A 13,451-nucleotide genomic window follows, 5' to 3' on the forward strand; every position below is an offset into this window, starting at 1 on the left:
TCTCATGCCGGGGCCGGTAGGCGACCGGCGCGTCATCTGCCTGTGCGCGGCCGGGCGAGTGCCGCGTCCGTCGCCTGTGGACGCCGCGCGGTTGTCCACAGGCGAGTTCTTGGGGCTTCCGCGGCCGAGGTCGGCGGGCTTCAGTGGGTGCATGGACACGACACATCTGGAAGCCGCCAGGGACAACTGGCGCTCGCTGGTGATCCAGGCGCACGACCTGGCGGGCCGGGCCCTGAGCGCCGGGCACGTGCAATGGCGCTCACGCGCCGCCGAGCACTACCGGGAATCTGTGGGCGCTCGTCTGGAGCGATTGCACCGCCTGGCCGACGCCGCCTCCGAGGTCGCAGCCGCCTACGACGCGCACATCGCCGCGGTTGCGGCGGCGGGGCCTTTGACGGTGATGGCGCCGGGAATACCAGGGCCCGGAGTGCCGGGTGGGTTCGGAGGCCCGGAAGAGCCGGGTGGGTTCGGTGTCTAGCGCATGCGGTGTCCCGGAAGGCCCGGGTGCCGGGACCGGAAGGGAGACGAAACGGATATGAGCACGGAACGGCATGAGGAATACGAAGACTACGGGGAATCCGGGGAAACGGGCCTCGATATGGAGCAGCTCCGCCGGGACACAGCGGAGTTCGCCGATGAGCTGGCCGCAGTGGGCCACTGCATGTCCGAACCGGAGGCTCTCATCCCGTTGCGGCTGATGACGGATGCGGACTGGTTGGAGCTGACGATCGGGATCCGCGGCAACCAAGCCGGGATCCACGGCACGATCGATCGGGTCCCGGCCGCCGTCGCCTCGGCGTCCGAACGCGAAGACCTGGCCCAGCACAGCATGGTGGTGTTGCGCAGTTGCGGCCTGGGCGAACTGCCCGCAGTACTGACCGGGCTGATCGACGAACTGGGCAGGGGCGCGGCCAGTGCCACCCTCAGCGGCTGCCTGGTGGTCATCGAACCGGACGCTGACCCGGAACGTGTCGCGGCCCTGGACCCGTTGGCCTTCTGCGACGACCCACCCTGGGAGGAACCGGCCAGGGCCGCACCGCAGTGGGGACAGCGGCCTGTGGGCGGGTCCGCAGCCTCGGTCCTGGCCGCCGACTTCGAACTGGAGCCGCTGATCGTCCACGGCTGCGATGACTGTCCTCACGGACTGTCATTGGCCGTCGAGTTCATCCCGTCCGGTTCCGCCTTCGCCGGAGAGCTGCGCAGGCAGCTCTCCGAGGACCTCACGCGCTTCGCCCACTGGCGGGGACGGAGAGTGGAGCAGAGTGGCCGGGCCGGTCAGCGGGGGAGTGCAGCCGGTGGGCGGTCCGCCACATGGGACGAACCGGGGCCGGGGAGTGCGTGGCGATGAGCTGGGTACAGGTCAGGGGCGGCGCCGGATCGGTCAGCGCCCGGCTCGATGACCTGGACGCCGTGGCGGACCTCCTGGGCGATGTGGCATCAGAACTGTCCGGCCTGGCCAAGCGCGCCGCCTGGGCCGACCTGAACCCTTTGGAGGACCTCAGCGCGATCGCCTCGCCGGGCACCTTCGCCAGGGTCCAGGCGGCCAAGGCCACCTTCACCGCGCACAGTGCCGGCCTGGCGGCGGATTTCGTTTCCCTGGCCGGCTCCCTGCGCCTGACCGCTCGAGCCTATCGGGACGCGGAGTCCCTGGTCGACGGCCTGATCGACCGGGCGCTGCGGGGTCTGGGGAATCTGGCCGGGCACGCCGCCCGAGTCGTCCTGCCGGTGGTGGGGATCAACCTGGCGGTGCCGTTGGTGGTCGGCGGGATCGGCATCGGGATGGCTGCAGGGGCCGTCATCACCGGACTGTCGTTCGTGGGCGGGACGTTCGAGCCGGAGGTGGCGAAGTCCCTGATCCGTGTAGGGGCAAAGGGCGTGGGAGCTGTTGCCGGGGCTGCGGGCAAGGGTCTGGAACCCGTCGGAGGCGTTGTCGGGATCTGGCTGCGCGACACCGCGGCCCGGCATTCTGGCGCTACTCGGACCCTCATCGAGAACCTCCTGCCGGGCTTCGTCAACGGCTTCGTGGGACTGCCGCCGGGCGTGGAACTGGGGCCCGATGGAGGCCCCGGCGGGATCCTGCCACACGACTCGCGCACACTGACAGCGCTCGCAGTGGCCACCGCGCGCCGGATGGGTCTGCTGGGAGACACCGGGGTCCGGGTCGACAAGGTCTACGAGGACAGCCGCGCTGGGGCCATGGTGGATGCCGCGGGGGTTGGTGCGGCTGCGGGCATCGCGGCGGGCGCGGTAGCCGGTGGGAGCGGAGTCGGCCGGACGGCGGGTGCAGGTCCGGCCTCGGCCGGGGGAGCCGGCGGGGCAACGGGCGCCGGCGGGACCCGGGCACCGGGGAACGCGCGGGAACTATTCAACCGGTCCCGTGCGACGAACCCCGAAGGCGTGGACAACGGGCGCGTGCGCGTCGAGGAGTACCGCGGGGCCGACGGCCGCAAGCGCTTCATCGTCTACCTGCCGGGCACCACGGAATGGAGCGCGCGCCCGGCTCGGGCCGGCTCCGACCTGAAGACGAACGCGCAGGGAGTCCTGGGCCGCGACACCGCGATGCACAAGGCGGTGCGCACCGCGCTGCGGGATTCGGGCGCCGGCCGCGACGACCAGATCCTGCTCACCGGCTTCTCCCAAGGCGGGATCATCGCGCAGTCCCTGGCCTCGGATCCGGAGTTCGCCGGCGACTACGACGTGCGCGGGGTGCTCACGGCCGGATCGCCTACCTCGGACTTCGCACCGGCCGATGCCAAGGTGCTGGCCGTCGAACACACCGATGACATCGTGCCGAACCTGGACGGGGATCAGAACCCGGACGCGGCGAACTGGACGACACTGACAGTCGAGCGCGACGGGGAGGCCGCCGGGGACCCCGGGAGCTCACACAGCCGGGACGAGTACGAGCGCTCGCTGGAACGCCTGCGGGAAGCGGGGCAACAGGATCTGGCCGACTGGGAGGAGGACATGGGCGACTTCTTCACCGGAGAATGTGTGGCCACCCGCGACTACGAAGCCGTCCGCACCCCGGGGTGAGGCGGTAGCTGAAAACTGTAGGCCTTGTTTTGTGGCCCTGCTTTTGAGAGACTGAGGACGAGCGAGGAGTGCCAATGGGCATCCGATTCACCACGAGTGCTGACCGCCATGGGATCGCTCATGAGGATGCGATTTACGCGATGATTCACAGCACCGGGACAGAGTCCGTTGCGAGTGCAAAGAGCCTGCCTACCCGAGTGTTCGTCGGGCACCCGCATTTGCAAACCGAGCGGTACATAGAAGTAATAGCCAGTGTCTTGGGTGCTGACATAGTCATATTCCATGTCATGGAACTATCGGACCTCTATCGACATTTGACGTAGAGGTGCTCGGACAGATGAGACGTCCGACGCTCTGTAGGAAAGGAAGGCAACGGCCGATGGTAGAGAACGAGGATGAGTTTTTCGGCGCTCTGGCTGATGCGGCCCAAGCGGGCGAACTCAAGCCCTTAGGGGATGCGGTCCATCGTGACGGCTCTCGTATTGCCCCTGAGCTGAGTGTCGAAGATGCGGTCTGGGTGTCGATGGGGCGTCCAAGGCTTTCGGCGGGCAGTAAGGCGGCGACCACGAAGACGTGGAAGGTGCGGGCGCCGGAAGCGTTGGATGAAGCAGTGCACGATGTTGCGAGGGGACGGGGTATGAGCCTGTCGGAGTACATCCGCTTGGCTGTTGTGGCACAGGTCGCGCGCGACCGCCGGCTGGGGTGAGGTGGGCGCCCAGCCGGCGGTGGCCTCGGGCCCGGGAAATCGGGGTGGTCCGCGTCCGAAACGGTACCCGCGACGGTACCCCGGTTGGTACTCGCGCGCCCTGGTCAGAACCGTTTTCCGGGGGTTTTCCCGAACGATTGTTCGGGCTCACAAAGGGGCCACTTCCCGGCTGTTCGGAAAAATAATCCAACGTCCTACAAAAGTAGGGTAGAACCCGGTAATCGGACGGTGTGGGGAACTATCGCCCACCGGTGGCCGCCGAGGGGCCTGGTGCGTTAATCTGTATCAATATGTGACATGCATAACCAGGACGTCGGCCCACAGGCTACGGCGCCCACCCCATCCGATGGTGGCTGCAAACCAGACGCCATCCCTACGTGAGGAGAACGGTATGACATCGAACATGATCGGGACGAAGGAGTCCATATTGGATCACGACCCGACGATGGTTCAGATGCTCACCCCGGAAGGTCAGCGAGTCGACGGCGGTTCATACGAACGCTACGTCGCGGACTTAACGGACGCGGACCTGCGCGGACTCTACCGCGATATGGCGCTGATCCGCCGGGTCGACGCGGAGGGCAACGCCCTGCAGCGCCAGGGTCAGCTGGGCCTCTGGGCGCCACTGCTGGGCCAGGAGGCCGCCCAGATCGGCCTGGGCCACGCGATGCGCAAGCAGGACTTCGTCTTCCCCACCTACCGTGAACACGGCCTGGCCTGGTGCCGCGGGCTGCGCCCGGAGACGATCTTCGAGATGTACCGCGGGCAGAACCACGCCGGCTGGGACCCACAGGCCTACAATTTCCACACCTACACGATCGTCATCGGCGCCCAGATGCTGCAGGCCACCGGCTACGCCATGGGCATCTCGCTGGACGGGGACGTGGGCACCGGCGACCCGGACCGCGACGCGGTGGCCATCGCCTGCTGTGGCGACGGTGCCACCAGTCAGGGCGAGGTGTCCGAGGCCCTGAACTTCGCCTCGACCTTCCACGCCCCCACCTTGTTCTTCATCCAGAACAACCAGTGGGCCATCTCCGAACCGAACTCGGTGGAGATGAACGCGCCCCTGTTCACCCGCGGCACCGGGTTCGGCGTGCCTGGCACCCGCGTGGACGGCAACGACATCCTGGCGATGTACGCCGTGGCCAAAGCGAACCTGGACGACATCCGTGCGGGCAATGGCCCCCGCCTGCTGGAGGCCTTCACCTACCGGATGGGCGCCCACACCACCGCCGACGACCCGACCAAGTACCGGTCGGACGCGCTGACGGAATCGTGGGCCGCCAAGGACCCGATCGTGCGCTTCAAGACCTACCTGGAGACCGAGGCGGCCCACCGGTCCCCGGCCGCCGCAGCCGAACTTGCAGACTTCTTCGCCTCGGTCGAACGCGAGGCCGACGCCCTGGCCGCCCACATCCGCGAGGCCGTTATGGCCATGCCGAAACCACCTGTGAGCGACATCTTCGACTACGTGTTCGAAGAACCCCACCCACTGATCGAAGAGGAGAAGCGGGAGTACATGGCCTACCTCGACGGCTTCGCCGAGGACCTGGAGGCTGACGCCCGATGACCACCACCGCAACGAACTCGGCTGCGACGAATTCTGCTGGAACGGAACCAGCGGCAGTCAACCCGGCGGGGGCCTCGGCTCTGGAGATCGCGGCCAGGGCCAATGGCCACGAGCCCGACATCACCACGATGCCCCTGTCCAAGGGCATCACCGCCGGCCTGCGCAAGGCACTGGAGAACGACCCCAAGGTCCTGCTGATCGGCGAGGACATCGGCAAGCTGGGCGGCGTGTTCCGTGTGACGGAGGGCCTGCAGAAGGACTTCGGTGAGCATCGCGTCATCGACTCCCCGCTGGCGGAGGCCGGCATCGTCGGAACCTCGATCGGCATGGCGGTCCGCGGCTACAAGCCCGTCATCGAAATCCAGTTCGACGCGTTCATCTACCCCGCCTACAGCCAGATCGTCACCCAGCTGGCCAAACTGCACAACCGCACCCGCGGCGCGGAGAAGATGCCGGTGGTCATCCGCGTGCCCTTCGGCGGCGGCATCGGATCCCCCGAACACCACTCGGAATCCCCGGAAACCGTCTTCGCCCACCACGCCGGACTGAAGATCATCAGCCCGTCGAACGCCCACGACGCCTACTGGATGATCCAGGAGGCCGTCGCCAGCCCCGACCCGGTCATGTTCTTCGAACCCAAGCGCCGTTACTGGCTCAAGGGCGATGTCGACCGGGCCAACCGCGGTCTGGACGGCTGGCACGCCCAGGTGGTCAGCCCCGGCACCGACGTCACCCTGGTGGCCTACGGACCCACCATGCCGCAGGCGCAGGACGCCGTGGCCGCCGCGCGCGAAGAGGGCACCAGCGTCGAACTGATCGACCTGCGCAGCCTCAACCCCATCGACTTCGCCACCATCGAGGCCTCCGTGAAGAAGACGGGCCGCCTGGTGGTCCTGCACGAGGGCGCTGTGTTCTTAGGACTGGGCTCGGAGATCGCCGCGCGCATCACCGAACGCTGCTTCTACCACCTGGAGGCCCCCGTCATCCGCGTGGGCGGCTTCCACACGCCCTACCCGGGATCCAAGCTGGAGGAGGACTACCTGCCCGACCTGGACCGGGTCCTGCACGGCGTCGACCGGGCACTGGCCTACTGATTCGGAGGGTAGAGGGAATATGAGTACTCTTTTCGCGCTGCCCGATGTGGGCGAGGGACTGACCGAAGCCGACATCGTCGCATGGAAGGTCGCCCCGGGCGACACCGTGACGGTCAACCAGGTGCTGGTTGAAATCGAGACGGCCAAATCGCTGGTCGAACTGCCCAGCCCGCAAGCGGGCGTGATCACCGGGCTGCTGGTGGACGAGGGCCAGACCGTCGAGGTCGGCACCCCCATCGTCGAATTCGACGGCGGCACCGGTGCGGCTCCCGGTGGATCCGGTACTGCAGGCGCTAGCGGCGCCGAGGCCCCCGCCGGTTCCGCTGCAGCCACGGCCGCCGCCGTGGTCGGGGCAGCCGCTGGTGCGGCGCCCGGCACTGCAGCCGGAGCGGCGGCAGTGGCGCCGGCCGAATCCGGAGACGGCCCCAATCTGGTGGGCTACGGCTCCAAGGCCGGGTCCAAGAAGCGCAGGCCCCGCAAGGCGGGCGCCCCTGTCGCTGGTGCTGCGACCGCGGTGTCGGCCGGCGCAGCCGCACCTGCTGCTGCCACTCCGGTCGCCGCGGCTGTACCGGCTGCCGGCGCGCAGAGCCAGGCACCCGCGCAGAGCCCGGCGGGGACCTCGGCCACGGCCGCAGGGTCCATCGGGGCTCGGCCGCTGGCCAAGCCGCCGGTGCGCAAGGCCGCCAAGGACGCGGGCGTCGACCTGTCGCTGATCACCCCGACCGGTGTCCACGGCGAGGTCACCCGCGCCGATTTCGAAGCCTTCCTGGCAGGCGGCGCTGCGGGCGCGACCTCCGGGCCGGTTGCCGCGGCGGGCGCAGGAACAGCGGGAGCGGCTGGGGCCTCGGCCACGGTGAGCGGACTGCCCACGGGCCAGAGCGCCGCGCGCGATGCGAACCCGGCCGAGCTGCAGGAGCGCATGCCGTTCAAGGGCGTCACGAAGTTCATGGCGCAGGCGATGGCGACCTCGGCGTTCACCGCGCCCCACGTCACGGAATTCCTCGAGGTCGATGCCACGGGCACGATGGACTTCGTCCGCACGCTCAAGGCCGGCAAGGTCCTAGGCGAGGGCGTCAAAGTCACGCCGCTGCTGGTCGTCGCACGCGCCGTCATCTGGGCGGCGCTGCGCAATCCGCGGATCAACTCGTGCTTCGACGGCGATGACATCCTCATCAAGCACTACATCAACCTGGGCATCGCCGCGGCGACCCCGCGCGGGCTGATCGTGCCGAACATCAAGCGCGCGGACGCACTGGGCCTGGAGGACCTGGCCCGCGAGCTGCGCGCGCTGACGAACACGGCGCGTGAGGGCAGGACGACTCCTGCGGCGCAGGCCGGCGGCACGATCACGATCACCAATGTGGGCGTGTTCGGCGTGGACACGGGCACCCCGATCATCAACCCCGGTGAGGCCGCGATCGTGGCCTTCGGGGCGATCAAACAGAAGCCCTGGGTGGTCGATGGGCAGTTGGCCGTCCGCGAGGTCACCACCCTTGCGGTGTCGGCGGATCACCGGTTGGTCGACGGCGAGGTCATTTCGAAGTTCCTGGCCGATCTGGGCCGGGCCGTCGAGGACCCGCGCATCATGCTGCTGTAGGGCTGGGCCGGTTCGGACTGCTTGCGACTTGTGGCCATCTGTTTCAGATTTCACTGTTTGAACAGTGAAATCTGAAACAGATGGCCACAAGACTTGAGGTGGGGGCACCGCAGGTCAATCGCCTGTGGAGCGAAATGGTGTTATACACAGGAGAACACCGTCCTCTTCCAATGATCGTCCATTGTTGTCACGATCATGACATGTATAACGTCGTATCGCGTCAAACGCTTATCAATGCGCAGTTCGGAGTGCGGGACATCTACTCTGCGGTGGGCTGCTGCATGCGGACCGTGGCGAGCGGGATGTTCGCAGTCGTGAGGATCTGTGCTGATCCGCGCCACATCCCCTTCCGGGATTGGATCGATTCCCCGGAGCTCCTGGAGAACCCCGAGCACGGCGAGCAAGCGGCCAAGGCGTTGGTCTACGAGCAGAGGACCAAGCACCATCTGGGCCACCTCGCTGAGTACGGCCTGCTCGAAGGGCAGGTGCTCAGCCACCACAGCGCTGCCGCCGCCCAGCGGATACCCCTGATGGACAGCCACTTGGACCGATTCTCCATATCGGACCCACTGCGCCCAGCTGTGAGGACGACTCGTCTGCAGCGGCGTAAGCGCGAGATCCCGGAGGCCTTCGTGCACAGTTCCTGCATCGACCTGCCCGGCATCCCGATGAGCAACCCCATCTGGACAGTGGCCGACCTGCTGCGAGACGCGGATCCGCTGCAGGGCTTCATCGCTGCGGACGCCTATATCGGCGGGCGCTCCGATGTGGATGCAGGCGTCCTGCACCGGTACCCGCAGCGCTTCGCGAACTGGCGTCCGCCCGTGGCGGTGCCCCAGGTGGGGATCGGGTATCCGGGGGTGCGGGCCCGGTACTACGAGGACTTCGCGGTTCGTCGGGCCCGGCTGCACGAGGTCCTCGGCATGTTGGAGGATCTGGCCGGCGCCTATGGAATGAAGCGGGCGCGCCGGCTGGCGGACTGGGCCACCGGCCTGGCGGAATCGCCTTTGGAGAGTCTGACCGCGCTGGCCCTGCACCGGCTGGGCATTCACGACTTCACGCAGCAGATCGTCTTCGTGACCGACAACGGGTGGAATCACTATCGGGTGGATTTCCTCATCGAATCCCTGGGGGTCATCATCGAGGCCGATGGCTGGTCCAAGTACGCAGATCAGGACGACCTCCGCAGGGAGAAGTACCGGCAGGACTATCTGCAGCGCTACTACCGTGTGGTCCGCGTCGAATGGGCCGACGTCGTGGGCTCGGCTGCCGGACAAGATGCAGTGCGGCAGCCGGGACGGAGCAGCGCAGTACGGAGCAGTGCGGGACACCGTGGCGGGGGACTGCGGGCCAAATTGCGCAGCGTCGGCGTCCGGATCTGAGCTACTGAAGACTTGGGTCATCTGTTTCAGATGTCACCGTTCAAACAGTGGAATCTGAAACAGATGACCCCAAGAAGTGTGTGTCACGGCAGCGCCGGGCGGAGAATCGCAGGGTACTCGACATGAGTAGGTATCCCTGAATTACGGGATGGAAAGAATTTGCAGAGCTGGATAAGCGCTGAGTAGGGTGAGTGAGAGTGTTCACAATGGAAGGATGATGCGGCGTGACATCTCCGTTCGACCACAATCAGCGCGGCTCGCAGGGGAGCTGGCCGGGAGCCGCCGCGCCCTTCGGACAGAGCGCCGGTAATCCTGCGGCACCGGGCCAATCGCCCTTCGGCCCCGGCCCCGGATCCGCCGGCCAGGGCCCAGGAGCGCAGAGCCCAGGAGCCCAGAGCCCTGCCGGTCAAGTACCCGCAGGGCAGAACCCCTTCGGCCAACAGGGCTCTACCCAACAGGGCGCTACCCCGCAGACCCCCGATTCCCCCTTCTCCGCCCAGCATCCCCAGGGCGGCGCTTTCGACCAGGACTTCAGCTTCGCCGGGCCCCCACTGGTCCTCCTCTACATCTCCGCGGGCCTGGCCGTCGTCGGGATCGTCCTGGCGCTGCTGCCCTGGAATTGGTTGGCGCCCATCGGCTGGTTGCTGGCCGGGCCCGGCGCCCTGCTGACCCTGGGCCGGTTCAGCGCGGTGGACACGCGCAACCGGGCCTCGGGCCTCTACGCCTTCAAGTCCCTGGCGGGTCCCCTGTACTGGACTGCCGCGGGGATCGCGGTTGTGGGAATCATCGTGACGGCGCTGTTCACCGCCTTCTGGATCGGACGGATGTGATGGGAAGACCAGTCATGGGCAGACGCCTGAGCACCCTGGCGGGCAAGACCACCCGGCTGCTGGCGGCCTCGGCACTGCTGCTGGGCCTGAGCAGTCTGGGCACGGCCGCGAACGCCGCCCCCGCAAGCGCACCGGAGGCCGCCGCCCCCGCCGCATCCCCGGCGACACCGGCCAACCCCGTCCCCGCGAACGCCGCCCCCGCCCAGCCGATGAACACCTCGGTCGACGGTGCATCCGGCACCTCGGCGGCGGACAGCGCGACCGATGACAAGGACGCCCTGCCCCTGCCCGAACAGTTCGGCGCCTGCGTGGCCGGCGGCGGCAAGGCCGATCTGCTGCTGCTGATGGACTCATCGGGCAGCCTGCGCGACACCGACCCGAAGAACACGCGCGTCAAGGCCACCCTGAAGCTGCTCGACCGGCTGGCCGACGACCCGAAAACGGAACTCAACGTCGCGCTGAGCACCTTCGCCCACGACTACCAGCGGGAACGCGACTGGACCCGGATCAACGGCCGGGCCGACGCGGAATCGATGAGCAACTCCGTGCAGGACCTGGACAAGCGCACCGACGGCATCGACACCGACTACTGGACCGCCCTGGACTCGGCGCACAAGCAGCTGGCCGAACGGGCCTCGGCGGATGAGAAGGACGCAGGCAAGGACAGCTCGGACAACTCGGCCGGCGGCAAGAACGCGCACTGCCAGGCGATCGTCTGGCTCTCCGACGGCGAAATGGACATCCAGCAGCGCGACGCTGCCACCGCCTCCAAATACGGCAAGCGCAAGGCCTACGCCAAGGACGCCGACCTCAAGACCGACAAGGGCGTCAAGGCGGCGGAAGCAGCCGCGCAGAAGGACATCTGCCGTTCCGGCGGCCTGGCCGACCAGGTGCGCTCGGCCAAGATCGCGATGTTCGGCGTCGGCCTGGGCAAGGACGGCAAGACCTTCGATTTGATGCGCTCGATCGTCGAGGGCAAGGACTCAGGCGGACAGACCTGCGGCAAACTCGTCGACCCCCGACCGGGCGACTTCTACCTGGCCGATGACATCGACGACCTACTACTGGCCTTCGACAAAATCTCCGGCCTGGGCTCCACCGTGGTCCGCCAGGACAAGGGCGTGTGCGCCGACGGCAAGTTCTGCACCAAGCAGTCCCACCAGTTCGTGCTCGACGCCAGCACCCCGCAGGTCGACGCCTTCGCCACCGTGGACAACGACCACGTGGGCGCCATCATCATGGGCCCCGACGGCAAGAACGTGAAGCTCGACCAGGCCGATTCTGCCAAAGACATCACCGTCAGCGGCAACCGCCTGCACTACGAGTGGGACACCTCCGAGGGCACCAGCCTGTCGTTCAAGCTCGACGGCGCGGATGGCAAACAGGTGGGCGTGTGGCGCTTCGCCTTCGTGGCCGAGGACGATTCGGCCAATAACGCACAGAGCCATTCGAACCTGCACATCGAACCGGCGCTCAAGCCGGTCTGGCACTCGAAGAAGTACCCCGACCCGGCCAAAGCGGAATTCCGTTCCGGCCAGGACCTGTCCGATGTGAGCTTCGGGTTCTCCGACCGCGACGGCAAGCCCGTATCCGCCTCCGACATCCGCGGGACCGGTACCTTCTCCGCCGTGTTCACCGATGCCAAGTCGGTGCCCCACACCCTGGCACAGACCGCGAAGTTCGCAGACCTGGGCTCGAAGACCTATACCTGGCCGATGCAGGACGCGCCGACCGGTGCGGGCCACCTGCAGATGTCCCTGGCCCTGACCACGGCTTCGGCCCCCGATCCCGCGAACAAGGGCAAGACCGTGGCCGGCACCAAGCTGGGCGTGGTCGCGGTGACCCAGGATGTCAACGTGCAGGCCCCGGCGAACTACCCGTCGGTGCCCACCAAGGTGGACTTCGGCCAGGCCGAGGGCAGCGTCGATCTGCACGCGGCCCTGCCGGTGACCGGCGAGGGCTGTGCCTGGGTCGAACCGGGCAAGACGAACATCGCCGCGGCACCCGAGGAACTCACCGGCGCGCAGGTCGGCGCCCAGGCCGACGGCAAGGACTCCTGCGTCTCCGGTGGGAACGAACTCCCCGTGGACCTGAAGTCGGATCAGACCGGCAACGGCACGGTCTCCGGCACCTTCACCGTGATGCTGGCACCGGCTGACGGCAAGGGCGATCCGACCCCGGTCGAGGTCTCCTTCAGCGCCGGCATCAGCAAGCCGCTGAACCTGGTGAACTTCTGGCTGGTGCTCGTGTGCGCCTTGGTCCTGGGCCCCGGCATCCCGCTGGCGCTCATGTACCTCATCAAGTGGCTGGGCGCCCGGATCCCGGCACAGCCCCTGGTGGTGGTGCGCGCGCCCGTGCAGATCACCGAAACCGAGGTCCAGCGCGAGGGCTCCCGCTTCGCCTTCAGCGCCGCGGATCTGCGCGGCACCGTGCCCGTGGACCCGCAGGGGGCCAGGCAGCTCGACGCGGCCGGCGTGACCCTGCGGACCCGGATCGGCGCCTCGCCGCTGGGCGTGGGCTACACCGCGGTCGAGGTCCCAGAGGGCACGTACACCGTGGCGGCCTCGGCGCCGGGCAAGTCGCCCGCACGCCTGCCCCTGGCGGTGCACGGTCAGTGGCTGCTGCTGCGCACGGCGGGTGCGCCGGCGGACACCGCCGAGCTGCTGGTGCTGCTGCCGGCGAGCTGGCCCGATGCCAAGCGGCAGGAGCTGGAGACCCAGATCAATCGCGAGGCCCACGACCTCTACGCCTCCCTGCCCGCCGAGGCGCAGGCCGCCTCCGGTGGTGGCACCGATCCGAACAACCCCTGGGCCCAGGGTGGGCCGGCGGGCCCGCAGGACAATCCGTTCGCGCAGACCGACTCGTTCGCGCAGACCGCCGTATCCGGCGGTGCGGCGCCCTGGCCACAGCCGGGTCAGGGCACTCCGCCGGGATCGCAGGGCGGAAATCCGTTCGGCGCGCCCAGCGGGCCCGGTACCCAGGGCACACCGGGGCCACAGCCGGGTCAGGGCACTCCGCCCGGACAGCCGAGCGCACCGCCGCAGCCGCCCGCGCCCCCAAAACCGCCCGCGCGCCCGCCACAGGCTCCCGGCAACCCGCCGCAGCCCGGCAACCCGCCGCAGCCGGGCACGCCTCCACAGCCCGGCACGCCTCCGCAACCGGGCAATCAACCCGGGCAGCAGAACCCGTGGGGAGACGCCTCATGGTGATGCCCACCCCGCGCCCACACGCGG

The 13,451-nt window shown here is 68.2% G+C and carries 10 protein-coding genes; all 10 read left to right on the forward strand.

Annotated elements, in window-relative coordinates; genetic code table 11:
* Window positions 1-151: 151 nt before the first annotated feature.
* A complete protein-coding gene (locus tag NQ036_RS09970) occupies window positions 152-478 on the forward strand; it encodes a hypothetical protein (protein WP_257058632.1) in 327 nt (108 codons plus the stop codon).
* 57 nt (window positions 479-535) lie between these two features.
* A complete protein-coding gene (locus NQ036_RS09975) occupies window positions 536-1,348 on the forward strand; it encodes a hypothetical protein (RefSeq protein ID WP_257058634.1) in 813 nt (270 codons plus the stop codon).
* The gene (locus NQ036_RS09980; RefSeq protein WP_257058637.1) at window positions 1,345-3,036 is read left to right on the forward strand and encodes a hypothetical protein; all 1,692 of its coding nucleotides are present in this window, start codon (window positions 1,345-1,347) and stop codon (window positions 3,034-3,036) included. Before NQ036_RS09975 ends, NQ036_RS09980 begins: the two co-directional genes overlap by 4 nt.
* A 379-nt stretch (window positions 3,037-3,415) precedes the next feature.
* Window positions 3,416-3,742 (forward strand): hypothetical protein, encoded by a 327-nt coding sequence (locus NQ036_RS09985; protein ID WP_257058638.1) that lies wholly within the window; start codon window positions 3,416-3,418, stop codon window positions 3,740-3,742.
* Between the two features lie 391 nt (window positions 3,743-4,133).
* Window positions 4,134-5,315: a thiamine pyrophosphate-dependent dehydrogenase E1 component subunit alpha gene (locus NQ036_RS09990; protein WP_257058639.1), complete on the forward strand. Its 1,182-nt coding sequence runs from the start codon at window positions 4,134-4,136 to the stop codon at window positions 5,313-5,315.
* Window positions 5,316-5,434: 119 nt separating this feature from the next.
* Window positions 5,435-6,409, forward strand: coding sequence for an alpha-ketoacid dehydrogenase subunit beta (locus NQ036_RS09995; RefSeq protein WP_373566587.1), 975 nt, complete (start codon window positions 5,435-5,437; stop codon window positions 6,407-6,409).
* Window positions 6,410-6,428: 19 nt separating this feature from the next.
* Window positions 6,429-8,006, forward strand: a complete 1,578-nt coding sequence (locus NQ036_RS10000; protein ID WP_257058640.1) for a dihydrolipoamide acetyltransferase family protein — start codon at window positions 6,429-6,431, stop codon at window positions 8,004-8,006.
* Between the two features lie 200 nt (window positions 8,007-8,206).
* Entirely contained in the window at window positions 8,207-9,388 is a 1,182-nt protein-coding gene (locus NQ036_RS10005; protein ID WP_257058642.1) for an endonuclease domain-containing protein, read from the forward strand.
* 224 nt (window positions 9,389-9,612) lie between these two features.
* Window positions 9,613-10,218 (forward strand): hypothetical protein, encoded by a 606-nt coding sequence (locus NQ036_RS10010; RefSeq protein ID WP_257058643.1) that lies wholly within the window; start codon window positions 9,613-9,615, stop codon window positions 10,216-10,218.
* A 14-nt stretch (window positions 10,219-10,232) separates the two neighbouring features.
* Window positions 10,233-13,427, forward strand: a complete 3,195-nt coding sequence (locus NQ036_RS10015) for a VWA domain-containing protein (RefSeq protein WP_257058644.1) — start codon at window positions 10,233-10,235, stop codon at window positions 13,425-13,427.
* The last annotated feature ends 24 nt before the right edge of the window (window positions 13,428-13,451 follow it).

Origin of the sequence: Brevibacterium sp. 91QC2O2 (assembly GCF_024580695.1) — a bacterium.
Classification (GTDB): Bacteria; Actinomycetota; Actinomycetes; order Actinomycetales; family Brevibacteriaceae; genus Brevibacterium; species Brevibacterium moorei.

Bases quoted from the DNA above. Each gene is read 5' to 3' on its own strand.
- NQ036_RS09975 (WP_257058634.1), top strand. From the start codon at position 536: ATGAGCACGGAACGGCATGAGGAATACGAAGACTACGGGGAATCCGGG.
- NQ036_RS09980 (WP_257058637.1), top strand. From the start codon at position 1,345: ATGAGCTGGGTACAGGTCAGGGGCGGCGCCGGATCGGTCAGCGCCCGG.
- NQ036_RS09970 (WP_257058632.1), top strand. From the start codon at position 152: ATGGACACGACACATCTGGAAGCCGCCAGGGACAACTGGCGCTCGCTG.
- NQ036_RS09985 (WP_257058638.1), top strand. From the start codon at position 3,416: ATGGTAGAGAACGAGGATGAGTTTTTCGGCGCTCTGGCTGATGCGGCC.
- NQ036_RS10000 (WP_257058640.1), top strand. From the start codon at position 6,429: ATGAGTACTCTTTTCGCGCTGCCCGATGTGGGCGAGGGACTGACCGAA.
- NQ036_RS10005 (WP_257058642.1), top strand. From the start codon at position 8,207: ATGTATAACGTCGTATCGCGTCAAACGCTTATCAATGCGCAGTTCGGA.
- NQ036_RS10015 (WP_257058644.1), top strand. From the start codon at position 10,233: ATGGGCAGACGCCTGAGCACCCTGGCGGGCAAGACCACCCGGCTGCTG.
- NQ036_RS09990 (WP_257058639.1), top strand. From the start codon at position 4,134: ATGACATCGAACATGATCGGGACGAAGGAGTCCATATTGGATCACGAC.